The sequence below is a fragment of the Acinetobacter sp. FL genome, from assembly GCF_040744925.1.
GTDB classification, from domain to species: Bacteria; Pseudomonadota; Gammaproteobacteria; order Pseudomonadales; family Moraxellaceae; genus Acinetobacter; species Acinetobacter radioresistens.
The window spans coordinates 673,879-696,393 of sequence record NZ_CP160437.1; the positions used below are offsets into that span (position 1 = coordinate 673,879).

The 22,515-nt window shown below is 41.6% G+C and carries 22 protein-coding genes and 1 tRNA gene; 7 read left to right on the forward strand and 16 right to left on the reverse strand.

What is annotated here, in order from left to right:
- The first annotated feature begins 499 nt into the window (after positions 1-499).
- A complete protein-coding gene (locus ABZP31_RS03090; protein ID WP_034688407.1) occupies positions 500-1,183 on the forward strand; it encodes a phosphatase PAP2 family protein in 684 nt (227 codons plus the stop codon).
- Positions 1,184-1,214: 31 nt separating this feature from the next.
- On the opposite strand, the gene ABZP31_RS03095 is transcribed toward ABZP31_RS03090, so the two are convergent.
- The 5 genes from ABZP31_RS03095 to ABZP31_RS03115 all read right to left on the reverse strand — a co-directional run bounded on the left by ABZP31_RS03095 (position 1,215) and on the right by ABZP31_RS03115 (position 6,538).
- On the reverse strand, positions 1,215-2,531 hold the full coding sequence (locus tag ABZP31_RS03095; protein WP_005015955.1) for an ATP-binding protein: 1,317 nt from the start codon (positions 2,529-2,531) through the stop codon (positions 1,215-1,217).
- A 20-nt stretch (positions 2,532-2,551) separates the two neighbouring features.
- Positions 2,552-3,229, reverse strand: a complete 678-nt coding sequence (locus tag ABZP31_RS03100) for a response regulator transcription factor (protein WP_005015954.1) — start codon at positions 3,227-3,229, stop codon at positions 2,552-2,554.
- A 3-nt stretch (positions 3,230-3,232) separates the two neighbouring features.
- Positions 3,233-4,897, reverse strand: a complete 1,665-nt coding sequence (locus ABZP31_RS03105) for a phosphoethanolamine transferase (RefSeq protein WP_034686159.1) — start codon at positions 4,895-4,897, stop codon at positions 3,233-3,235.
- A gap of 143 nt (positions 4,898-5,040) precedes the next feature.
- Positions 5,041-5,113 (reverse strand) — tRNA-Arg (locus tag ABZP31_RS03110).
- Positions 5,114-5,185: 72 nt separating this feature from the next.
- Positions 5,186-6,538 carry an amino acid permease gene (locus tag ABZP31_RS03115; protein ID WP_005406968.1) on the reverse strand — a complete coding sequence of 451 codons (1,353 nt, stop codon included), beginning with the start codon at positions 6,536-6,538 and terminating at the stop codon, positions 5,186-5,188.
- A 332-nt stretch (positions 6,539-6,870) separates the two neighbouring features.
- On the opposite strand from ABZP31_RS03115, the gene prpF reads away from it, so the two are divergent.
- The 3 genes from prpF to ABZP31_RS03130 all read left to right on the forward strand — a co-directional run bounded on the left by prpF (position 6,871) and on the right by ABZP31_RS03130 (position 9,527).
- Positions 6,871-8,058 (forward strand): 2-methylaconitate cis-trans isomerase PrpF, encoded by a 1,188-nt coding sequence (gene prpF, locus ABZP31_RS03120; protein ID WP_005015951.1) that lies wholly within the window; start codon positions 6,871-6,873, stop codon positions 8,056-8,058.
- Between the two features lie 192 nt (positions 8,059-8,250).
- Positions 8,251-8,592 (forward strand): zinc ribbon domain-containing protein YjdM, encoded by a 342-nt coding sequence (locus ABZP31_RS03125; protein WP_034429059.1) that lies wholly within the window; start codon positions 8,251-8,253, stop codon positions 8,590-8,592.
- Between the two features lie 26 nt (positions 8,593-8,618).
- The gene (locus ABZP31_RS03130) at positions 8,619-9,527 is read left to right on the forward strand and encodes a polyprenyl synthetase family protein (protein WP_034686160.1); all 909 of its coding nucleotides are present in this window, start codon (positions 8,619-8,621) and stop codon (positions 9,525-9,527) included.
- A 265-nt stretch (positions 9,528-9,792) separates the two neighbouring features.
- Here the strand turns inward: ABZP31_RS03130 and ABZP31_RS03135 are convergent, their stop codons facing one another.
- The 4 genes from ABZP31_RS03135 to ABZP31_RS03150 all read right to left on the reverse strand — a co-directional run bounded on the left by ABZP31_RS03135 (position 9,793) and on the right by ABZP31_RS03150 (position 12,844).
- Positions 9,793-10,647: an SPFH domain-containing protein gene (locus tag ABZP31_RS03135; protein WP_005015943.1), complete on the reverse strand. Its 855-nt coding sequence runs from the start codon at positions 10,645-10,647 to the stop codon at positions 9,793-9,795.
- Between the two features lie 39 nt (positions 10,648-10,686).
- Entirely contained in the window at positions 10,687-11,142 is a 456-nt protein-coding gene (locus ABZP31_RS03140) for an NfeD family protein (protein WP_005015941.1), read from the reverse strand.
- Between the two features lie 92 nt (positions 11,143-11,234).
- The gene (locus ABZP31_RS03145; RefSeq protein ID WP_155757240.1) at positions 11,235-12,152 is read right to left on the reverse strand and encodes a patatin-like phospholipase family protein; all 918 of its coding nucleotides are present in this window, start codon (positions 12,150-12,152) and stop codon (positions 11,235-11,237) included.
- A 56-nt stretch (positions 12,153-12,208) separates the two neighbouring features.
- Entirely contained in the window at positions 12,209-12,844 is a 636-nt protein-coding gene (locus ABZP31_RS03150) for a lysophospholipid acyltransferase family protein (protein WP_367156893.1), read from the reverse strand.
- 152 nt (positions 12,845-12,996) lie between these two features.
- On the opposite strand from ABZP31_RS03150, the gene ABZP31_RS03155 reads away from it, so the two are divergent.
- Positions 12,997-14,244: an MFS transporter gene (locus tag ABZP31_RS03155; RefSeq protein WP_034686165.1), complete on the forward strand. Its 1,248-nt coding sequence runs from the start codon at positions 12,997-12,999 to the stop codon at positions 14,242-14,244.
- A gap of 162 nt (positions 14,245-14,406) precedes the next feature.
- Here the strand turns inward: ABZP31_RS03155 and ABZP31_RS03160 are convergent, their stop codons facing one another.
- The 3 genes from ABZP31_RS03160 to ABZP31_RS03170 all read right to left on the reverse strand — a co-directional run bounded on the left by ABZP31_RS03160 (position 14,407) and on the right by ABZP31_RS03170 (position 16,430).
- The gene (locus ABZP31_RS03160; RefSeq protein ID WP_034686167.1) at positions 14,407-14,760 is read right to left on the reverse strand and encodes a DUF1304 domain-containing protein; all 354 of its coding nucleotides are present in this window, start codon (positions 14,758-14,760) and stop codon (positions 14,407-14,409) included.
- Positions 14,761-14,825: 65 nt separating this feature from the next.
- Entirely contained in the window at positions 14,826-15,803 is a 978-nt protein-coding gene (locus ABZP31_RS03165; protein WP_248134399.1) for a zinc-binding dehydrogenase, read from the reverse strand.
- Between the two features lie 3 nt (positions 15,804-15,806).
- Positions 15,807-16,430 (reverse strand): TetR/AcrR family transcriptional regulator, encoded by a 624-nt coding sequence (locus ABZP31_RS03170; protein WP_034683361.1) that lies wholly within the window; start codon positions 16,428-16,430, stop codon positions 15,807-15,809.
- Positions 16,431-16,776: 346 nt separating this feature from the next.
- Between ABZP31_RS03170 and ABZP31_RS03175 the strand changes: the two genes are divergently transcribed.
- A complete protein-coding gene (locus ABZP31_RS03175) occupies positions 16,777-17,886 on the forward strand; it encodes a porin (protein ID WP_248134397.1) in 1,110 nt (369 codons plus the stop codon).
- A 118-nt stretch (positions 17,887-18,004) separates the two neighbouring features.
- Here ABZP31_RS03175 and ABZP31_RS03180 read toward each other — a convergent pair whose 3' ends face one another.
- Complete coding sequence (locus ABZP31_RS03180; protein ID WP_345791562.1) at positions 18,005-18,577, reverse strand: hypothetical protein; 573 nt, start codon at positions 18,575-18,577, stop codon at positions 18,005-18,007.
- 182 nt (positions 18,578-18,759) lie between these two features.
- On the opposite strand from ABZP31_RS03180, the gene ABZP31_RS03185 reads away from it, so the two are divergent.
- On the forward strand, positions 18,760-19,455 hold the full coding sequence (locus ABZP31_RS03185) for an HAD family hydrolase (RefSeq protein WP_005015915.1): 696 nt from the start codon (positions 18,760-18,762) through the stop codon (positions 19,453-19,455).
- Between the two features lie 46 nt (positions 19,456-19,501).
- Here ABZP31_RS03185 and ABZP31_RS03190 read toward each other — a convergent pair whose 3' ends face one another.
- From ABZP31_RS03190 to ABZP31_RS03200, 3 genes are all read right to left on the reverse strand, one after another.
- Positions 19,502-20,689 carry an ammonium transporter gene (locus ABZP31_RS03190; protein WP_248134393.1) on the reverse strand — a complete coding sequence of 396 codons (1,188 nt, stop codon included), beginning with the start codon at positions 20,687-20,689 and terminating at the stop codon, positions 19,502-19,504.
- 402 nt (positions 20,690-21,091) lie between these two features.
- The gene (locus tag ABZP31_RS03195; protein WP_171053876.1) at positions 21,092-21,817 is read right to left on the reverse strand and encodes an amino acid ABC transporter ATP-binding protein; all 726 of its coding nucleotides are present in this window, start codon (positions 21,815-21,817) and stop codon (positions 21,092-21,094) included.
- A gap of 14 nt (positions 21,818-21,831) precedes the next feature.
- Positions 21,832-22,515, reverse strand: a complete 684-nt coding sequence (locus tag ABZP31_RS03200) for an ABC transporter permease subunit (protein ID WP_005015907.1) — start codon at positions 22,513-22,515, stop codon at positions 21,832-21,834.

Genomic DNA, 22,515 nt, shown 5'->3' on the forward strand with positions numbered 1-22,515 from the left:
AGTCTTTCCTTGAGATACGGGAAGTTTTACGTGCATGATCTATGCTTTTTAATTTTGGAGATCATCCTCTTCCGGGATAAAATCTAACTTAACTCCATGTGACAAAAATAGCACAATTAAACTAAGAGTAAATGCTCTATTTGAACTTAAAAATAAAAAAAATATGTTGAAAAAACATGCTAACTGGAGTAAATGTTCTATAATTTAAAAAGAATAATAAATTAAGTAATTGAAATATAAAAATATTAATTTATCGTTATTATGTAATAATCGCTTTTTTCAATTAAAATTTAAAATTTGACTATTCAGATTTTTAAAAATAATCAAGAAAATCAAGAGCAAAATTTAAGCAAATAATTAATTTAAGTGAATTCATTGTAGGGAGGAATGGGTTAATTTTCTTTAAACAAGATTTTAAGTAGGAAGTAGTGGGTCAGTTTAAGATGATTTTAAGTAATATCTGTTCAGATAAAGAGGATATTTATTTAAATTTTCTGTGATGCAAAACTCAAACTATTTTTTGTCTTATCAGTACATTTTATTATTTATAAATTTCTTTATCTTAAAAATTTTTTTCCCTGTAGGCGGGTTAATCGATTTATCTCTTATACAACCGTGGGTAAGCCACTCGGGAGAATTCCTATTTCGTGATAGCTGGTATTTGGCGAAACTCAACCATAGCTATATAAAAGATATAATTATGGCTGTTTATATCTGCTATTTTATGGGCTGGTTAAGCTCATTTAAGTGCCAAAAACTTAAAATGTATCAAATGAAGTGGGGCTATTTTTTTCTGGTCTCCCTGTTATGTACCAGTATCGTTGGTCTCATCAAGTCGCAGTCTGCATATGCTTGTCCATGGAATATGACTATCCCTTCTGTTTCGGGGTTTACTTGGGATTTTTCAGCAAAAAATGGGCATTGCTTTCCAGGCGGCCATGCTTCAACAGGTTTTGCTTTATTAACAGGCTATTTTGTTTACCGCTTATCTAATATAAAAAAGGCCTGTTTCTTTCTTGTGGCTGGCTTAATACTTGGTTTTGCAATGGGCTGGGCGCAGATGATGCGTGGTGCCCATTTTTTAAGTCATAATCTATGGACATTGTGGATCTGCTGGTGTGTAAATGTTCTGATATACCAGATTATCCTCAAGTATTCTCCTCAAATTTTAACTACTGACTAGAGATTCTGGCTCTCTACTTTCTACAGGTTTTTTAAAGAATATTATCTGGTAAAAATATATTGACCTGTAAGCCACCTAATGTCTGGCTGTGTGTAAAACTAAGCCGTCCCTTTAAACGTTGGGTTGCCTTATGAACAATGGACAGACCTAAGCCACTCCCAATTTCTGTATGCTGATAAACACGGTAAAAACGCTGAAGCACCTTTTCGTATAGCATAGGGTCAATACCTGGTCCACTGTCTTCTATCTGTATCAGTGCTCCATTTTCTCTGGCATATACGGAAACATTAATTACACCATTCTCTGGCGTGTATTTAATGGCGTTATCAATCAGATTAAAAATGATTGAGTGTATGATAGCGGGTTCCGACAAGATACTCACCGGATCCTGCTGCTCCATGCCCAGATCGATATTCTTTTGTATTGCCAGCTGGATGAGTTCCTCTACACAATTTGTAGCGATATCGCTCACTCTGACCTGCACACCATGCTCAGTTTCTAAAATATTTGCATCCTGTTGAGCCAGGCTAAGTAATTGACTGACCAGATGCTGGACACGCATTAAACCTTTATTGAGGTTCTTTAAAGCAGGATGGTCAGGAAACTCTTGTAACAGAATCTGTATTTGCAAATTTAATGCAGTAATCGGTGTTCTTAACTCATGAGCTGCATTTGCTATAAATTGCCGCTGCTCTTGCTGTGAATATTGAATTCGGCTAAATAGAGAGTTGATTTCATTAAGGACTGGTACAATTTCTTGAGGATATTTAAATATTTGAACCGGTTCTAATTCATGTGGCTCACGCTTTGCAATTTCTTCTTTAAATTCGTCTAAAGGTTTAAGATTGTGGCTGATGATCCAGCCTAATCCCCAGAGCACCAAGGGCATAAACAGCAAGTAGGGAATAAACATATTGCCCGCAAGTTCTAGTGCCAGATGCCGGCGGACAGAAAGCTGCTGGCTAACCTGTATCTGGTCATGCTCAAGTGGGAGCACATAAGTCCGCCAGATATCACTTGCAGTCTGGTGTGTATAAAAACCGGCTTTTTCTACCGGTGCAACCAGCCGCTTTGACTGGCTTTGATGATCTTGATCAGTATATGCCCATACATCTACAAATAAATCTTCTTCATGGTAGCGCTGATGTTCATCAAACTGGCTTTGGATCTGCTCTGGACCATGAGTGGCAATACGTTCAGCCAGATTCTGCATCTGGGCATCCAGAATTTCATTAATTTCTTCAAGCGCAATACGATAAGCTGAAAAGACCAGTACACAGCCTAGACTGATACTAAAGAATGAAATATAGAGTATGAGCCGTTTTTTTAAGGAGTAATTTGATGACATAAAAACTTCGCTGTTTAAGCTTAGGCCTGACCCAGACGGTAACCTAAACCTCGAATAGTCCGGATAAAGTCTTTGCCGAGCTTGGTGCGTAAATGGTGTATATAGACCTCAATGGTATTGCTGTTGATTTCAGAATCTATATCGTAGAGCTTATCTTCTAGGCTGCTTCTGGAAAAAATTTTATAGGGGTAACTCATCAAGGGAATAAGGATAGCCCATTCACGCTTGGACAGGTCAATATGTTCGTTTTTAAATAGGGCAGAATGCTGTTCCAGATCAAGTATCAGGTCGCCATGTTGTAGTATCTGTACGGTTTCGGTCTGAATGCTGGTTATAGTGCTGCGACGTAATAGAGCCTGTATACGTGCCAGTAATTCATCAAATTCATAAGGCTTGACCAGGTAATCATCTGCACCTTGATTCAAGCCATCTACTCGGTTGTGTAGCTGGTCGCGTGCAGAAATAATTAAAACTGGAAGAGCCGGTTTTTGCTGCCGGATCTGCTTGAGGACCTGCATTCCATCCATAAGAGGAAGGCCCAGATCTAGCAGGACAATATCAAATTCCTGTGTTTTAAGCAGTTTTAGGCCATCAATACCGTTATTTACCCATTGCACTGCGAACTGCTGATATTGCAACAGTGTAATGGTGGATTCGGCAATCATAAAATCATCTTCAATAATCAGGATTTTATTCATTTTTTATATCCTCAGGCCCGATAGATGATGGCATTGTTGCAGCATATCATGCTGTGGCTGTATCACTGCACTCTTAATGTTGAGCAGACTGAGCAGGGTAGGAAATAAATTATCCTGGCTCAGATTTTGCTGTTTCTGGTTGGCCAGACAGGCGACCTGCACAGGGTGCTGCTGTTTCCAGCTCGCTGAAAACCACATTAACATTGGAATATGGGTTTGCTGGCTGGGTGCAATGGCATAAGGCGAACCATGTAAATATAAACCATGCTCTCCAGTAGATTCACCATGATCCGACAAATACCATAGCGCGCTCTGATAGTGTTGGTTTCCTTCTAAGGTTTGTATAAGCTCGGCAAGCACATGATCGGTGTAAACTATTGAATTATCGTAGCTATTAATTAAAGACTCGGCACTACAACCCTGAATGGCATTGGTATTACATGTCGGTTGGAACGGCTGGTATGCTGCTGTTGAGCGCTTAAAATAAGCCGGGCCATGACTACCTGCCTGATGCAGAACAATCAGGCGTGGTGCCTTATCGGTCTCTGGAATACTGGCCAGATAAGCCTGGAGTGCCTCAGGCAAGATTTCATCATGACATTCTCCCTCTATACACCACTTCTGTTTAAGAGATTTATTGAATTCATATTGTTCTATGCGGTTGCAGACGCCTTTACAGCCTGAGTTATTATCTACCCAGGTTACTTTGTAGCCCGCACGCTGGGCAATATCTAGCAAGCCTTCCCGGTGTGATGCCAGCTGTTCATCATACTGCTGACGCGGCATACCGGAAAACATGCAGGGAACTGAAACTGCTGTGGCTGTTCCACAAGAACTGACCTGACTGAAATTTATAATATTCAGTTTAGATAATTCTGGATTGGTCGCTCTGGTATATCCGTTTAAAGCAAAACTCTCAGCACGGGCAGTTTCACCTACTACCAGAACCATAAGCTGGGGTTTTTTCGAATCTGATACCGGTAAAATTAAATGTGCATCTTCTCCATATTTAATAAGTGGCAAATTCTGTCTTGGCGCTTTCTTTTTATAATACGAAATGCTAGATGCGATTACATTTTGTGGGCTGATCATACCTTTTAGATCACGATGTTCACGAAAGATAGCTGCGTAATCAATATAGAAGGTAAATAGCATCAGGCCGGCCAGAACCAATGAGGTAAGCGCACCGAACATTTTAGAAATAAAAACTTTAGATAAAGCTTCAGTTTGTATTTTGACTAAGCCTAGCAATGATAAAGGCAGCAAGACAAAGCCAAGACCCCACAAAACAAATTGCCAGGAGAGCAGATCTAGTACTTCGTGCTGATCGGTTTGTAATGCATTCTGAATTTGGTCAGCTGATATACCTATGCCCAGACTGTTAACAAAATAAGCTGAAAAACCGCCTAAAAGAATGAAGATGACAGCAAAGAATCGAATATTCCATTTCCACTGCAGCAACTGAAAAATCAGGTTGTAGATACTCACCACTACAATGACTGTTGCCATTAAAAATAACCATGCCTTGATTCCCTGGTAAGGTGTGAGCTGAATTATCTTCATATAAAAAGAAAGATTCAGGGCAATGCCAAACCATATAGCCAGGATTAAATTGAAGATATTAAGTGAAATAGGCGGAATCTTGTTCTGGAGTTGTCTGAATATCATAAAGGCATTGATACTTTCAGCTTGTATGGAATTTTAATGTAAAAGCTGAAACTTAAATGATACTTAAATCAGGGAAGAGGAGAGACAAAATATGCAAAAGGCTTTGCCATCATTAAAGAGATGTATACTGATTTAAAAGGATGTGTGCCCTGCGGGACTCGAACCCACGTCGGTCGCTTAGGAGGCAACTGCTCTATCCAGTTAAGCTAAAGGCACAAAGAAGACTTATTATAAATGAAAAAGTTACTGCCTCAACAATAACTTTTTCAAAATAGAATTTTATGGACTTTACGCACGAGGTTTAAGTATTTTATAAAGCACTAGCATGAGAACCACCCAGATTGGTAGCATCAGCACCGATTCTTTAAAGCCTTGTGTCCACATAATGTAGAGTACAACAGCAATAAATACTAAAACGATATAGTTGCTCAGAGGTGAAAACAGTGCCGGAAATTTGGATAAAATTCCATTTTTCTGAATATAGTCTTTGAACTTTAAGTGGGTTAACGTGATCATGGCCCAGTTCAGTACTAAAGCTCCTACTACCACATACATCAGATGACCTAATGCATCTTCTGGAATCAGATAGTTCAGTAATACGCAACCGAAAATCAGAAGTGCAGAGAAAAGCACAGCAGGAATCGGTACACCTTGCTTATTAACCTTCAAGAATATTTTTGGCGCATTACCTTGCTGAGCCAGACCATACAGCATACGGCTATTGGCGTACATGCCGCTATTATAAACTGACAGGGCTGCAGTCAGAATAATAAAATTCAGCAGATGAGCTGCCCAGCCAATACCTAACTGGCTAAAAATCATTACAAATGGACTTTTATCCAGACCACCGAGTTCCAGCTGGTTCCATGGTACCAGTGACAGTAAGATGGTGAGTGAACCTACATAAAACAGTAAAATTCGGAAAACTACCTGGTTAATAGCCTTAGGAATAGTTTTTTCCGGGTTTTCTGCTTCTGCAGCTGCCATTCCGATCAGTTCAATCCCGCCAAAAGCAAACATCAGGAAAGCCAGCATATAAAACAGGCCGTCAAAACCATTTGGGAAAAAGCCGCCATGACTCCACAGATTGCTAAAAGATGCACCAGAACTGGCATCTGCAGTAAAGATCAGATAAAGGCCAAACACAATCATGGAAATGACTGCTGCCACCTTGATAATGGATAGCCAGAATTCTGATTCACCATAAAACTTGACATTACCCAAGTTAACTAAAGTAATGATTACAAAAAAGAAGAGTACCGAAGCCCACGCAGGAATATGCGGCCACCAGTAATTGATATATTTGGCAACAGCAGTCAGCTCTGTCATTGCAACTAAAATATAAAGAATCCAGTAGTTCCAGCCTGCCAAGAAGCCCGGAAAGTTACCCCAGTATTTATGCGCAAAATGACTAAAAGAGCCAGCAACCGGCTCATGTACAATCATTTCACCTAGTTGGCGCATAATTAAAAAAGCAATTAATCCACCGATCGCATAACCTAAAATAATGGATGGACCAGCAGACTGTATAACCTGCGCAGAACCTAAAAACAGACCGGTACCAATAGCTCCACCCATGGCAATAAGCTGGATATGACGGTTTTTTAAGCCACGCTGAAGTTGCGATGTATTATTGTTCAAAGTGCTCAGCTCGACGATGACTAAGTCAAGTATTGTAATGTATTGCAACTTATTAGCCTAGTCAGACTAATTGCTTGCTGCTGAATCTTAAGCTCTTTTATAAATTTAATAAAAATAAATAACTTAGCGAGATGTAAGGCTGTTATTTATAGAATCGGGATGGTTGAGTATTTAAATTTAGTCTGACTAGTCTATAAAATAATTCTGCCGGTTTCAGACTCGAACAGGAATAGCCTGCACAGCAGTTTAAAAAAGCTTTAATATGAACCGGGATTGGATAGCCCACATTTGCCCAGCAATAATCATAAAGAATGACAGGAATTAAAACAGCAATGAGTTCAGTACCACAAATTAAAGTCGCCGCTACCTATATGCGTGGCGGAACCAGTAAAGGTGTATTTTTTAAACTTGATGATTTACCTGAAAAGGCTCGCGAAGCAGGTCAGGCGCGTGATCATTTTTTACTGCGTGTGATCGGCAGTCCAGACCCTTATACCAAACAGATTGATGGGATGGGTGGAGCGACCTCAAGCACCAGTAAAACGGTGATCCTGTCTAAAAGTACCCGCGCAGAACATGATGTCGACTATCTGTTTGGACAGGTCTCAATTGACCAGCCTGTCGTTGACTGGAGTGGTAACTGTGGCAATTTGACCGCAGCAGTTGGGTCTTTTGCTATTAGTAACGGACTGGTCGATGCTAATCGTATTCCTGAAAATGGTATATGTACCGTAAAAATCTGGCAGGTCAATATTGGTAAAACAATTGTTGCACATGTACCTGTAACGCAAGGGCAGGTTCAGGAAACTGGAGATTTCGAGCTGGACGGTGTGACCTTTCCGGCAGCCGAAGTTCAAATTGAGTTTTTAGATCCTTCCGATGATGATGGTGAGGGGGGCAGTATGTTTCCTACCGGCAATGTCATCGATATGTTCGAGGTTCCTGGAGAAGGCAGTTTTCAGGCTACATTTATTAATGCAGGCATTCCCACTATTTTTTTAAATGCAGCAGATTTAGGGTATACCGGCACGGAGTTACAAGAACAGATTAATACTGACCCTTTAGCGCTAGCACGTCTGGAAACTATTCGTGCCTTTGGTGCTCTTAAAATGGGACTGATACAGGATATAGCTGAGGCAGCCTCCCGTCAGCATACGCCGAAAATTGCTTTTGTGGCGCCCCCGCTTACTTATATGGCCTCCAGTGGAAAGCAGGTCAAGCAGGAAGATATTGACCTGCTGGTCCGTGCGATGTCGATGGGTAAACTACACCATGCTATGATGGGTACTGCTGCAGTTGCTATAGCAACAGCGGCGGCAGTCCCAGGCACTGTGGTAAATCTCGCTGCTGGTGGGGGAGAGCGTGAAGTCGTCCGTTTCGGACATCCTTCCGGGACCTTACGTGTGGGCGCACAAGCTGAACAGCAGCAGGGAACATGGACTGTCAGGAAAGCCATTATGAGCCGGAGTGCCCGTGTGCTGATGGAAGGCTGGGTTCGTGTACCGGGCGACTGTTTTTAACCAAAGACATTAAATTAAAAAATACCAGTCTTCAAAGTCAGGCTGGTATTTTTTATATTTCCTCTTTTGATTATAAAGAGTCAATGTGATTTTCTCCCTAAAATAGGGGGTGCTATAATACTTTCGAACTGAGCCATAGAGAAAACAGGCGGAAAGCAGTATGATGCTCTTACTTTTGATAAGGATAACCTCATGACTGACCAACTTCCTGCGTGCCCACAGTGTCACTCTGAATTTACCTATCAAGACCAGGAACTTTATATCTGTCCTGAATGTGCGCACGAGTGGCCAGCATCCAACATGATAGAGACCGAAACTTTTACAGTTAAGGATGCGGTAGGTAATCTGCTTCAGGATGGGGATACGGTCAGTGTGATCAAAGACCTGAAAATTAAAGGTTCCTCACAGGTCGTAAAAATAGGTACAAAAGTTAAAAATATTCGCCTGATTGAGCATAGTGATCATAATATTGATTGTAAGATTGACGGAATTGGAGCCATGAAACTTAAATCCGAATTTGTTAAAAAAGTCTAACCGAACAGAAGATATTGAGGCTATTTGTGTCAGCAATACCCGCAGTTAAAGCAGAGATATTAAAACAGGCGCAAGAACGTATCCAGCAGGACCTGCTCAGTGCGCTGGAGGCATTTTCCTTACCAGAGCCTTTAAAAAGTGCGGTATATCATGCAGTCATGCTCGGAGGTAAACGGGTCCGTCCTGCACTCTGTTATGCAACAGCGGCCCTGCAGCCCAACTCCAATTTTGCAGCTGTGCGCCGTGCTGCGGTCGCGATCGAAATGATCCATTGCTATTCGCTGGCACATGATGATTTGCCATGTATGGATAATGATCTGCTGCGCCGCGGTCAGCCTACCTGTCATGTTGCTTTTGGTGAAGACACTGCATTACTGGCTGGTGATATATTACAGTCAATGGCATTTGAAGTTCTGGGTAGCCGCCTGTTTGATCAAGGCGTGGCGGTAGACCAGGCAGTTGTATTAAGACAGATGCAGATATTGGCTACTGCAAGCTCAAAAATGGTTTGTGGCCAGGTGATGGATTTACAGGCTGAAGGCAAGCAGGTAGACCAAAGCCAGCTGGAAAATATTCACTGCAATAAGACAGGCGCATTGATTCAGGCAGCGATTATGATGGCTGCAGTGACTATATTTAATGGTACGGATCAGGCTATTCCCCAGCTTCGCCAGTATGGACAGGCAATTGGTCTGGCATTTCAGGTACAGGATGATATTCTGGATATTGTGTCTGAAACAGAAGTACTGGGTAAAACGGCCGGTAAAGATGAGCAGGTCGAAAAGTCAACTTATCCTGCTTTGATGGGGCTTGAACAGGCACAGCTTTATGCCAAGCAACTCCATGATCAGGCTTTTAGTGCGCTTGAATATTTTGGAGAGGCTGCTGAAGAGCTCAATACAATATCCCAATTTTTGCTTTCACGTAAAAGCTAGATCTGGCCAATAAAACCCTGTAATGAAAAAGGAGCATGTTAAGCTCCTTTTTATATAAAAAATGCGCTCATAAAACTATTTTTTCTAACTATCAGTCTGTTTAAAGCAATTTTTATTGAGTAATTTATGGGTGTTTTGCTCAAAGTCTTTCTGCCGAGACTCAAGTTTTACTTCCGTTATTTGTTATTAAACTCTATTTAATATTAAAAAAATAAGAACAGGCGGCTATTAAGCAAGCCGCCTATTTTAATAAAATCAGTCAAGATTAGTTATGACGACCCATAATTCCGCGGATGGTATTGAGTACATCAGCCGGTAGAACCACCGTTTTAGCATTGTTGGATTTTGCCATATCCTGCATGGCTTTTACATATTGTTCACCGAGCAAATAAGCTACCGGTATTTCCTTGTCACCTACTGCTGAGGTGACCATATCAATAGCTTTTTGTGAGGCTTCGGCCAATACGACCTGTGCCTCTGCATCACGGCGAGATGCCTCCAGACGACCATCAGCTTCTAAAATGGCAGCCTGTTTTTCACCATCAGCACGTGTTACGGTTGCACGGCGCTGACGTTCAGCCGCTGCCTGCGCTTCCATTGCAGCCTGCATGGTTGCAGAAGGCTGAATATCTTGAATTTCTACAGTTTTTAAAGTAATACCCCAATCCGAAATATCATCGGAAATGGCTGCTTTAAGTTTGGCCTTGATATGATCACGTGAAGAAAGTGCATCATCCAGATCCATTTCACCAACAATTGAACGTAAAGAAGTCTGTACCAGATTCTGAATCGCCCAACTATAGTTTTCAATACCATAGACGGCTTTTTCTGGTGTAGTCAGATTGATATAAGCTACTGCATTCATCAGCAGTACGGCATTATCTCGGGTGATCACTTCTTGTGAAGGAATATCCAGAACAATATCTTTGGTGGTCACTTTATAGGCGACTTCATCGACGTAGGGAATCACAAAACTCAGGCCCGGATTCAAAGTAGTATGGTATTTACCCAGACGTTGAACAATCCACTTATAACCTTGAGGAACAATACGCACCCCTTTAAAAATAGTTACGCCTACAAAGAGTAAAAAGACTAAAACAATAATGGTGCTGACTGACATGATGGCTTCTCTTTATATTTTCATGATAGTAACGTGCAGTTAACCGTGTCGCTGCACGACCAGGTTATTTCCTGATATATCCGTCACTTGTACCCGATCACCGACTTGAACAATATCTTGCGTACGGCAGTTCCATTCATCCGACCCTAGTAACGGCATGGGAAAACGGACTTTAATCTGGCCATGTTCCATTCCGGTCTGAATAACCATGCCTATCTGGCCGATAGTGGCCTCCCTTGAGAGCCCGGCCTTGGTTTTATCGATAGACAGAGGCTTGATAAACTTGAACCAGAGCAGGGTACATAGAATCGACAGGACAATCCACATCACGATCTGAGTGGTCAGGCTCATCATTGGAAAAAGCCAAAACAAAATACAAACCATGATTGCAGCAATACCAAACCATAATGCGGCAAAGGCAGGAAGAATTAACTCGGACAGAATCAGTAAAATGCCGAGTACAAACCAGTGCCAAGGTTCAATTACAAATTCCATAATTTTGTCCGGTGATTAAAGTTACAGCAAAAAGATGAATCTTCACTGTAACAGATCAATAACCCAATGAAAATTTAAAAATTTTCAGCTATTCAGAATTTTGGGCGTGGGGCTGGCTTAAAGGCCGCAGGTGACTTCTTAAATTGCTGAATCGCACCTTGAATAGCCCGTATCTTAAGCTGCGCCGCTTTCTCGCCTTCTAAAATAGATTCATTGCTGGCTTTTAAGTCAAGTACGCCTAAGTGCCCGACTTTAGGTTGAATGACCACATTGGCCTGTGCAAGTTCTTCATTAATGCTTTGCTGGCCCATGATATTAATGGTCTGGTCCAGCAAACCCCACATATTTACCGGACGGCTGGCATCTGGTCTGGCTGAAATATCAACCGCAATAACAATATCCGCTCCCATATCTCTGGCAGTTTTTACCGGAATCGGGCTCACCAGTCCACCATCAATATATTTGGTTTTACCAATAGTTGCCGGCACAAATACATTCGGGATACTGCATGAGGCCCGTACAGCCTGTCCCGCATTCCCCTTAATGAAGTCTGCTTTTTGACCATTATCAAGACGTGTTGCGACTGCAGCAAAGCGGATTGGAAATTTTTCAATTGGTTTATTGCTGACCTGAGTATTCACATAGTTCTGCAATTTTTGGCCTAAAATAATACCTTGGCTATTAAGGGTTAAATCACGAATATCAGCCTCTTTAAGCTGTAGTGCCAGCTGCTGTAACTGATACGGGGTTTTACCACTGGCATAAATACTACCGACAAAGCTACCGGCACTGGTACCTGTAACAATTTTAGGTTTAATACCGTGAGATTCGAGTACTTTAATTACACCGATATGAGCAAAACCTTTAGCACCACCACCACCAAGTGCTAAGGCAATGACGGGCTCACGAGCCTTTAATTGTGTTGTAACCGGTGGAGTCTGGGCGGTCTTGTCACATCCAGCAAGAGCTAGTGCCAGTATTCCTGCAAAAGTAAGCTGTAAAAATTTCATCTTTAGTTTAGTAGTGACTTGGATCAGAAAAGATATGTCCATCACAGCAGATTTGCTTAATTTTTGCCAGCATTTTCCAGCAGTTTTTGTAAGGGTAGGGCCAGCCACTCTGGTTTTTTGGGAAAGAATTTCCCTTGATATTGTTTCAGGATATACTCCAGATCTGCTTCATAGTTGCCTGTAGGCTGCATGATGCCTAGGCAATAAACTTTTTTATGCTTGTAGTCGAAAGAAAACATGACTATTGGAATATCTGCCTGATAAGCAATCCAGTAAAAACCGCTTTTGATTTTCTCGGCACGTTTTCGGGTGCCTTCTGGGGTGAGGGCAATCCAGATTTTGTCAGTAGAGTGGATTTTTTCCACTGCCTGTTCAGTCAGGCCATTGGTACTGTTACGCTTGACTGGAATAATACCTATCCATTTGAGTAAAGACTTAAAAGGGAATCTGAACAGGCTATCTTTTCCAAACACGTTTACTTTTAATCCCAGTGCCCCAATCACCAAAAAACCGTACCAGCCATCAATATTGGAAGTGTGGGGTGATACCACTGCAACAGCTTTAGGCAGATTGGGAAATTTACCTTCAAAAGTCCAGCCCTGTGCCAGAAACAGTTTCTGGCATAAAAGCCGAGTAGCTGCTGTACCGCGTGAGGGAACCAGATTGGGCAGACGGGGAAAATGTTGTAACATGCTTTGGTTTTTTAAGTAGTGGCGTATTTTAAATCTTAATCCGATGTCACAGCTGATACATTGGCAAAATATCTGAAGCTTGGTTTATGGGAATGAGCATCATGGACAGTGTGAGCAGCACAAAAATACTCCTGAATAACCGAGTAAAGTAAATGTCCCGGCATCTTTATCTGCTGCTGTTTTCGTTGTACTGGGCGCAAGGCCTACCTGTTGGTTTTATGACACATGCCTTACCTGTTATTCTTCGTATGCAAGGGGTATCATTGGCACATATTGGCGGCTTTGGCCTGTTGATGCTGCCGTGGTCAATCAAAATTCTCTGGGCACCCTGGATTGACCATTATGGTACTCAACGGTTTGGACATTATCGTAGCTGGATTATCCCTACACAGTTATGCAGTGTTTTAATATTAATTGCCCTGTCATTCTTGCCGATTCAGGCACTCGACCAGCCCGTTTTTTTACTCACTTTTTTTGCTGCCTTGATGCTGCTAAATCTGGCAGGTGCCACCCAAGATATAGCTACAGATGGACTGGCTATTCATTTGCTTACCCTCAAACAACAGCATTGGGGTAACACTTTTCAGGTCATTGGCTCACGTTTGGGCTTTATAGTAGGGGGCGGAGCTTTGCTCTGGGCATTGGACTGGTTAAGCTGGCAACCTACATTTTTAGTACTGGCAGCTTTGGTTCTTTTAAATACGCTGCCCATTGTTTTATTTAAAGAGCCCGCAAAAGAAGTATCGGTCTTTTACGAAAAAATATCCTGCAAGCAAAGCATCAGACAGTATTTTAACTATTTCCTGAATAACCGGATTTTAAAATCCTGGTTAGGAGTGTTAGTCACTTTTAAAGTGGCAGATGGACTATCCGGACCGCTGTTAAAACCACTGATGGTCGATTTGGGACTCAGCCTTTCACAGATTGGTATTTACATCACAATATTAGGTGCTGTTGCAGCACTTTTCGGAGCAGTATTAGCTGGTACGCTATTAAGATGGATGCGTCGTACGCAGGCTTTATTCCTGTTTTCTTTTTTCAAGGTTTTAAGTTTAATTGCATACGCCTGGCTGGCTTATTGTTATGACCAGCAGTATAGGGTAAGTCACTGGTTAATCTATTGCGTTAATGCAGCTGAAGACATGTTCTCTGCCATGTTACTGGTTGTCATGCTCACACTGGTAATGCAATATTCAAGAAAACAACATGCCGGTACAGATTTCACTTTTCAGGTTGCCCTTATGGCAACAATCAGTGGGCTACTGTACACGTTAAGTGGTATCGCCGGAGACTGGCTAGGTTATGCCTATTATCTGAATATTATTATAGGCATTTCAATATTGTGTATGTATCCAATTTGGCTCTGGACAAAAGTCAGCCAGCATCCTTCGGATGTATAAGGACTATTTGTTTTACTGTATTCAGGTGATAGAAAAAAGTATATGGTTTTATTCTTATAAGAACTTTAAACAATAAAAGTTATATAAACCAAATTTAGGATGGTGTGTGAAAATTAAATATTTTTATTTTGCCTTATAAATAATTTTTATTAATTAATAAATTTAGAAAAGATTCGCTACAATCAAGGCAACAAGGGCGGGTACTGCCTGAATATATATAATTTTCTTGCTTGCGGTCAGTCCACCGTATATTCCTGCAACCAGGACACAGGCTAAGAAGAAATTGGCGAGTGCCAGTGTATAGCTCTCAGGTGCATACAATGACCAGAGCAGGCCAGCTGCCAAGAAACCATTATATAAGCCTTGATTTTGAGCCATGACTTTAGTCAACCGTGCTTTTTCAAGAGTATTACCAAATGCTTTTAAACCATGGGGCTTATCCCATAAAAACATCTCTAAAACTAAAATATAGAGATGTATCAGTGCAATCAAAACAATCAGAATTTTTCCGATCATACACTTTATCCTTATTATTGATGAATAACGCCAGATCAGCTTCGTAGCTGATCTGGGATAAAAAATTACGGTTTAAGAAGTACTTTGCCCTGACGTGCACCTTGAGTGGCTTTCAGTGCAGCTTCTTTAATTTGCGCAAAGCTGAATATACCTTCAACAGGAAGTAGTAATTTTTTCTGCGCTGCAAGCGTCAATAATTCGGTAATTAGCGTCTTTTTGCGTTCAACAGATAACTGCTTGTTGACGACGCTTGCCCAAAAGCCTTTGACAGTGGCCTGTTTAAAAATCAGATCTCCTGAGGAAATCTGCATGGTTTCACCTGTCATACTGCCAAATGAAACCAATAGGCTATTATCGCTCAGTAAAGCGAGCATTTCACCACTGGCTTGACCACCAATTGAGTCTACACCGGCTATAAGAGGCTGATCAGCATGAATGGCTTTCACCTGATTTTTCCAATCTGCCTGGTCTGTTGCGACTACATTCTCGATACCCAAGGCTTGCATTTCAGTGACTACTTCGTGCCGACGAACCAGATGAATTACCTTCTGGCCACGCGCTTTTGCGATCATAGCCACAGTTTTACCCACCGCACCATTTGCAGTATTTTGAATCAGCCATGAATCTGCAGGCAGGTTAATAAAATCTAAGAGCATTAATGCGCTAATTGGCATCCCAATTAACTGAGCCGCAGTTTCGTCATCAATTGCATCAATTAAAGGGACGATACCCTGCACTGGCGCAATAAAATATTCCGCCCAACTACCATGAACTCCAGCAACTGCCACACGCTGACCCACTGTTAAACCTTGTACACCTTCACCCAGTGCATCGATTATCCCTACAGCTTCACTACCACCAATTGCAGGAAGTGTCGGCTTATAGCCATAACTGCCACGCACAGTCCATATATCATGGTTATGCATTGGAGATAAAATTGTTTTAATACGTACTTCGCCAGCTTTCGGCTCGGGTTGTGGCATATCGGCAGTTTCTAAAACCTCAATGGGTTCGCCAAACTGATGATGAATAATACTTTGCATTTGCTATTCCTTTAAAGGTTTTAATAATTGTTGGGTGGTTTCCAAGGCGAGATAGAGTGGTTGTTTATCTTGTGCAAGTTTTGCCAATAAAGCTGCACCCAACCATAGTTGATACATTGTTTGCGCCAGTTTTTCAGGTTCAATATGTAAGGGAATTGAACCGTCTTGTTGTCCTTCTTTAAGTAGACTCATAATACGTTGTGTTAACTTATGCACGCCAAAGTTCAAAATTTGACGCATATCTTCAGATAAATCTGAAACTTCTGCTGCTAACTTGACGATCAGACAGTTTTCTGCCCAGCCTCTGCCATGAATGCTTTCTTCAATATGAGCAGGAGGGTTAATCCATGCTTTCCAAAGTGCCAGAAGACGTAGGTAAGCGCTTCCGCCTTCTTGCTGCATCAACTGGTCAATCTTGACCTTGTAATCAGCCAGATACTGTTGTAGAAGTGCGCAGCCGAAAGCCTCTTTTGAAGCAAAGTAATAATAGAATGAGCCTTTAGGCACATCGCAATTCTTGAGAATTTCCTGTAAGCCCACTCCAACAAAACCTTTATGCAGTACCAATTCAAAACTACTGCTTAAAATATGTTGGCGCGTTGCTTCACTTTTATCTGATCGTTTCATACTTTTACTATAAATTACTAATAGACCAGTCGTCTACTAAATAATAGATTATTCTAGTGTTCTATATTGAAGCATCTTAATAAATAACTATATGCAGCCAGTGTCTACCTGTGATACCACTCATTCAGTTGTTTTCTATATTCAGATCCTATTAGCAGTTGATTTAACTTAATGGACCTCATGCGGAGTGAAAAGGTATCAGGTACAACTATACCTTCCTTGAGCAGACAACTAAGCTTGTAATAAAAAAATAAATAATAAAATCAGATTTTTAAATAAAAAATAATTGATTTTATTCAATCACAGGGCTCGCTAAGATCCGTTACAAATCAATCACGAGTAAATCATGAAAATGAAAATTTTAACGGGGCTAATCTTGAGTCTGGTTACGAGCACATCTTTCGCTGCACCAGTCATTTACGGGGAAATCGATGTAAGTCTGGATTATCTTCCAGAAAATAATCGTTCGGGTGTTTCTGATAAAGACGTTTGGGAAATTAATAGTAATAGTAGCTTTATTGGAATCAAGGGCGAGGAAAAACTGAACGAGCGTTTAAGTGCAATCTATGCTGCTGAATGGACCTTTTATGCAGATGGTGATAACACCGATTTTGACCAGCGTAACCGCTTTATAGGTTTAAAAGATATCAGACTTGGCACGCTCAAGCTGGGCAAACATGATACACCCCTTAAGCAGCTGTCCGGTGTGGTAGATAGCTTTAATAATTATGTGGCTAATAAGGCAGATGTTGCCGGTATTTTTACTGGTGAAAACAGGGTAGACAATGTGCTGGTTTATGAATCACCCGCTATTCCTGTAGCGGAAGGAAATCTTAAAATAAATACGCTACTGGCAACTGGAGAAGCTTCAGGTATTAAAAAATCCAGTGGCGGTGTTAAAACAGCTGGGCGTGGTTTAGGTGATGCGTTCTCTACAGCGATCATCTATGACCATCAACTGTTTAATGCAGGCATTGCCTATGATAAAGCTATCCCAAGTAATTTTCTTGGACGAGGTATTTTAAATGCTTCCGAGCCGGAACCCTTAAGCAGCGGTATATTCGCAGCAGCAAATACCGTTCGGGCAGTGGGACGGATTCATCTGAACCAGCCTCTGTATCTGAAAGTACTCTATCAGAGTTCAAAAGTGGCGGATGCAGCCGGAAATGCAACCGGTGCAGCGACAATTGATGATGCACAAGGCTGGCTGATCGGAGCAGAGTATCAATTGCCTCAGGCCCAAGACTGGATTCTAAAGGCACAATATAGCCAGAATGCCACCTCTTTTAAGAATGCCACACCAGATTACGAAGCACAGCAGTATATGGTAGGTGCGGACTATACCCTAAATAAACAGGTCAAAACCTATGGTTATGCGGGTTATTTAACGCTCGAGCAGGGTGAAAGTAAAAATAAACAGCCTCTAGGGGGTATAGGACTTGAATATAAATTCTAAAATTCTATGTATGAACAGGGCCAATGAATAATAGGGTTCGCACTGTTGAGCCCGGTTTTTTAACAATATCGAATGAAGCGTATGAGCAGCAGTTTGCTAGATCAAGTGAAAAAGCCGGTTAATTGCGTTGAGGTAAATCAGGCTGAAACTGAGCCTGACACACCCCTTTAATTTTTTGTCTGTTCACTATGACATAAATTGACTGTCCTACTTTTTTATCTTTACAGAGCTGTTGGTATTTTGAGTATGTTCCCAAACGGCTGGTAGGATCAGCGCTTGTATTGTAGAACTGATGCTGCTCCAGACGTGACCAGTCACGAGGGTTATTCGGTTTGAAGCTGAGCCGGCATGTGCCAGACAGACGATAACTGTTACTGGTAATTTTCTCTCCCATTATTTTTCCCTGACAAAGTTTATCCAAAGCAGTACGATTAGGACCATTCATCACGTGCATATTATCATTTAGGGTCTGCTTTGCACTGTTCATGGGGGAAAGGGAAACTGTTTCAGCTGCGGATGCAGTAAAACTTTCAGCAGTTTGATGCGGAGTTGATGCAGCCATCATGTTATAAACTAAGGGCATATTTAAAGTTGAGTCTGAAGCTGTCGTCTTGGAAACAAGTTCGGCAAAACTTGAATTCATCCATATTGCGGCTAAGCTAATACTGAAGGCAAATGCTCTTTTTTTCATCATGTAACTCATTCTTGGCAAAAGATAAATGATTTAAATTATTGTAATGACTAATAGCCCTGTCATGATCGAGCTGGTTGTTATAGTTGCAATTGCTGTATGTTTTTAACACAAATTAGTATAACGCCGATTCTCAATTAGGCTACTCTAATCTTCTAAATTTTAAGTTATGAATATAATGTATGATTCAAGCCATCCTTTTTGATCTGGATAATACCCTGACACACCGTGACCAGAGTGTAGAAGCTTATAGTTACTATTTGGCCCAATATTATCAACGGCACCTGGGAGAGGTGGATGTAATGCAGATTAAAGCTATCATCAACCGGATTGATAATGGCGGCTATCCCAAAAAGGAATTGCTAACTCATCCGAGTATTGCTGCTTCCGTTGCACAGGCATTACAACATGAACTTAAATGGCATCATGCTGTAGATTTTGATGAGTTGACGGCATTCTGGTTTGAACAGTTTGGCCTGCATGCAGTACCGATGGAAGGCTCTGAACAAGTATTGCAAGAGCTAAAACAGCAGGGTTTTAAACTGGCAATAGTGTCAAATGGCGGTCATGACACACGACTCAAAATTATAGAGGGTTTAAATATCGCTCACTATTTTGACCTGATTGTCAGTTCGGAGCTAGCAGGTTCTAAAAAGCCGGAGCCAGAAATTTTTCAATATGTATGTCAGCGGCTGAATGTTATGCCTGAAGAATGTCTGTTTATTGGTGACCATCCCATAAATGATATTCAGGGCGCACAAAATGCAGGAATGCATCCGGTCTGGATGGAAGGCTTTCATGAAGTAGATCCATATGACGCTCAGTTAATAAGCCCCAGAATTAAAAAACTTGAGGAAATCTGGCAATTTATTGGTTAATAAAGCTAAAAAGCGGCCTGGATGGCCGCCACATATAAGCAGAATTTTAAAACATACTATCATCCGAATTAGCAGAAATTTTATGGATAGAGAGGTCTGCACCAATAAACTCATCTTCCTGACTTAATCGGATATCCACAGTCAGTTTAAGTACGCCATAGACTAAAAAACCACCACCCAGTGCAATAACAATTGCCAGTAAAGTACCGAATAACTGTGAAATGAGTGAAACACCGCCCAGACCACCCAATATCTGCTGTCCAAATATTCCCACTGCTATTCCACCAAAAGCGCCGCATACGCCGTGTAATGGCCACACACCGAGTACATCATCTACCTTTAGACGGTTTTGGGTATAAGTAAACAGTTTGACAAAAATAATGCCTGCTAGTGCTCCAATAATTAAGGCACCTACTGGATGAACAATATCTGACCCGGCACAGATAGCCACTAATCCGGCAAGTGGTCCGTTATGTAAAAAACCAGGGTCATTTTTACCTATAAAGTTGGCAGCCAGCGTACCACCTGTCATGGCCATCAGGGAGTTAATGGCCACCAGACCGGAGATAGCATCCAGACGCTGGGCACTCATAACATTAAAACCAAACCAGCCCACAATCAGAATCCAGGAACCCAACGCCAGAAAAGGAATTGAAGAAGGGGGATGTGCACTGATCCGTCCATCTTTTTTATAGCGGCCACGACGCGCACCTAAAAGGATTACAGCTGCCAAGGCAATCCAGCCGCCCATCGCATGGACTACCACTGAACCGGCAAAGTCATGAAAGCTTGCACCAAAACTGGACTTGAGCCAGTCCTGGAGGCCCAGATTCCCGTTCCAGATCATACCTTCAAAGAACGGGTAAATTAAGGCAACCAGAACTAGAGTCGCAATTGCCTGAGAGCGCATTTTGGCACGTTCAGCAATACCGCCAGAGATGATGGCAGGTATGGCTGCCGCGAAAGTCAGCAGAAAAAAACAGCGCATCAGGTTATAGCCATGATCTTCAGCCAGCGTTGCACCCAGGTGAAAAAAATGATGACCATAGGCAATATAATAACCAACAAAAAAATAAGCCAAGGCAGAAATCGAGAAGTCTGTCAGAATTTTACTTAAGGCATTCACCTGATTCTTATGACGTACAGTTCCCAATTCTAAAAAAGCAAATCCGGCATGCATGGCAAGTACCAGAATTGCACCAAGAAGGAGAAAAAATAAATCCATATTTTGCATAATGAGGTTCCAATTCGGTGCAACTGATCTAAAACTCAGTCAGTATAACCATGCCAAATTTAAGTAAAAGAGAGGAGAAGACGGAAAATATTGATTAAGTTTTGCTAAGAAATAACAAGACTCGATATAAAGCAATTACTTAGGTTTAAATTATTGTTTTGCGCCAAGATGGAGCATAAAAATATAGTCTATTTATAATTTAATTTGTTGATAAATATAGATTATTTTTAATGGGTATAAGGCTGGTTATGAATTTGCGCTATGAAAAAGTGCATTTTAAAGCTAAAGATAAAAAGTAGAGAATCAGGTTGAAAATTTAACAAAACTAACTGTAAACCTGGCTTTAATCTTAAACACTATAAAAAAGCAGATCATATGATCTGCTTGTTCTCATCAATTTTTTTAATGCAGAATCTTGTTCAGGAACTGCTGAGCACGTTCACCCCGAGGCGTTGTGAAAAACTCCTGCTTGCTACAGTCTTCCACGATTTTACCCTGATCCATGAAAATAATCCGGTCTGCGACCTGACGGGCAAAACCCATTTCATGAGTTACACACATCATGGTCATGCCTTCTTTAGCCAGTTCAACCATTACGTCCAGTACTTCATTAATCATTTCCGGATCAAGAGCAGAAGTGGGTTCATCAAATAGCATGGCAATTGGGTCCATGCTTAAAGCACGGGCAATTGCCACACGTTGCTGCTGGCCACCGGAAAGCTCGGCCGGGTACTTGTTTGCCTGAGTACTTAAACCGACGCGGTCCAGATATGCCAGGCCTTTTTTCTTGGCCTCAGCTTCACTGCGACCCAATACCTTAATCTGGGCAATAGTCAGATTCTCAGTAATGCTGAGGTGAGGAAACAGTTCAAAATGCTGAAATACCATACCAACCCGGCTACGCAATTTGTTCAGATCGGTTTTGGGGTCATTAATCGCAATACCATCAACCAGAATCTGTCCCTGCTGGATGGTTTCCAGGCCATTAACTGTTTTGATTAAAGTGGATTTCCCCGAACCTGATGGGCCACAGACTACTACCACTTCACCTTGACGAATTTGGGTGGTACAGTCCGTGAGTACCTGAAACTTGCCATACCACTTGCTAACATTGTGCATATCAATCATGATCTTTTGATCATTCATACATGTAACCTTTTCTGTAATCTTCTTACGGTATATGTTGCCAGTGCACTAATGGTGAAATAGACCAGACCGGCAAACAGGATGTATTGAGTGAGCAGTGACATCAGGTCACCGCGGACATAATTGCTGCGGAAGAAATCCAGCAGGCCAATGGCATAAACCATGGTTGAATCCTGAAACAGGATAATAGTCTGCTGTAGCAGTAATGGAGTCATCTTGCGAAAGGCCTGAGGCAAAACAACCAGCCGCATGTTCTGGCTATATGTCATTCCCAGAGCATAAGCCGCAGCACTTTGGCCTCGTGGAATTGACTGTATGCCTGCACGTACAATTTCCGAGAAATAGGCTGCTTCAAACAGCATGAAGGCTACGATACTGGAAACCAAAGCAGTATCTATAGTCAGGAAACGTCCGGTTATTGTGGTGTAAATGAATGGAACTGCAAAGTAGAACCACATCAGCACCAGCAGCAGGGGAATGGAACGGAACAGATTTACATACGCCTGTGCCACCAGATTAAGTATTCTAAAAGAAGACAGGCGCATCAGGGCCAGCAGGGTACCAATCAGAATTCCGCCAAGGGTGGCAATACAGACAACTTTCAGGGTGATGGTCATGCCGTACCAGAGTGCCGGACCAGAAGCCTGTAAATCCTGTAGAAACGAAGTGAGCCATTCCAT

What these genes read in the sequence shown, in the direction of transcription:
- ABZP31_RS03175 (WP_248134397.1), top strand. Translation starts at nt 16,777, where the DNA reads ATGAAAATGAAAATTTTAACGGGGCTAATCTTGAGTCTGGTTACGAGC.
- ABZP31_RS03145 (WP_155757240.1), bottom strand. Translation starts at nt 12,152, where the DNA reads ATGAAATTTTTACAGCTTACTTTTGCAGGAATACTGGCACTAGCTCTT.
- ABZP31_RS03180 (WP_345791562.1), bottom strand. Translation starts at nt 18,577, where the DNA reads ATGAAAAAAAGAGCATTTGCCTTCAGTATTAGCTTAGCCGCAATATGG.
- ABZP31_RS03190 (WP_248134393.1), bottom strand. Translation starts at nt 20,689, where the DNA reads ATGCAAAATATGGATTTATTTTTTCTCCTTCTTGGTGCAATTCTGGTA.
- ABZP31_RS03160 (WP_034686167.1), bottom strand. Translation starts at nt 14,760, where the DNA reads ATGATCGGAAAAATTCTGATTGTTTTGATTGCACTGATACATCTCTAT.
- prpF (WP_005015951.1), top strand. Translation starts at nt 6,871, where the DNA reads ATGAGTTCAGTACCACAAATTAAAGTCGCCGCTACCTATATGCGTGGC.
- ABZP31_RS03090 (WP_034688407.1), top strand. Translation starts at nt 500, where the DNA reads ATGCAAAACTCAAACTATTTTTTGTCTTATCAGTACATTTTATTATTT.
- ABZP31_RS03105 (WP_034686159.1), bottom strand. Translation starts at nt 4,897, where the DNA reads ATGATATTCAGACAACTCCAGAACAAGATTCCGCCTATTTCACTTAAT.
- ABZP31_RS03140 (WP_005015941.1), bottom strand. Translation starts at nt 11,142, where the DNA reads ATGGAATTTGTAATTGAACCTTGGCACTGGTTTGTACTCGGCATTTTA.
- ABZP31_RS03150 (WP_367156893.1), bottom strand. Translation starts at nt 12,844, where the DNA reads ATGTTACAACATTTTCCCCGTCTGCCCAATCTGGTTCCCTCACGCGGT.
- ABZP31_RS03155 (WP_034686165.1), top strand. Translation starts at nt 12,997, where the DNA reads ATGTCCCGGCATCTTTATCTGCTGCTGTTTTCGTTGTACTGGGCGCAA.
- ABZP31_RS03135 (WP_005015943.1), bottom strand. Translation starts at nt 10,647, where the DNA reads ATGTCAGTCAGCACCATTATTGTTTTAGTCTTTTTACTCTTTGTAGGC.
- ABZP31_RS03095 (WP_005015955.1), bottom strand. Translation starts at nt 2,531, where the DNA reads ATGTCATCAAATTACTCCTTAAAAAAACGGCTCATACTCTATATTTCA.
- ABZP31_RS03195 (WP_171053876.1), bottom strand. Translation starts at nt 21,817, where the DNA reads ATGATTGATATGCACAATGTTAGCAAGTGGTATGGCAAGTTTCAGGTA.
- ABZP31_RS03185 (WP_005015915.1), top strand. Translation starts at nt 18,760, where the DNA reads ATGATTCAAGCCATCCTTTTTGATCTGGATAATACCCTGACACACCGT.
- ABZP31_RS03200 (WP_005015907.1), bottom strand. Translation starts at nt 22,515, where the DNA reads ATGGAATGGCTCACTTCGTTTCTACAGGATTTACAGGCTTCTGGTCCG.
- ABZP31_RS03165 (WP_248134399.1), bottom strand. Translation starts at nt 15,803, where the DNA reads ATGCAAAGTATTATTCATCATCAGTTTGGCGAACCCATTGAGGTTTTA.
- ABZP31_RS03125 (WP_034429059.1), top strand. Translation starts at nt 8,251, where the DNA reads ATGACTGACCAACTTCCTGCGTGCCCACAGTGTCACTCTGAATTTACC.
- ABZP31_RS03100 (WP_005015954.1), bottom strand. Translation starts at nt 3,229, where the DNA reads ATGAATAAAATCCTGATTATTGAAGATGATTTTATGATTGCCGAATCC.
- ABZP31_RS03170 (WP_034683361.1), bottom strand. Translation starts at nt 16,430, where the DNA reads ATGAAACGATCAGATAAAAGTGAAGCAACGCGCCAACATATTTTAAGC.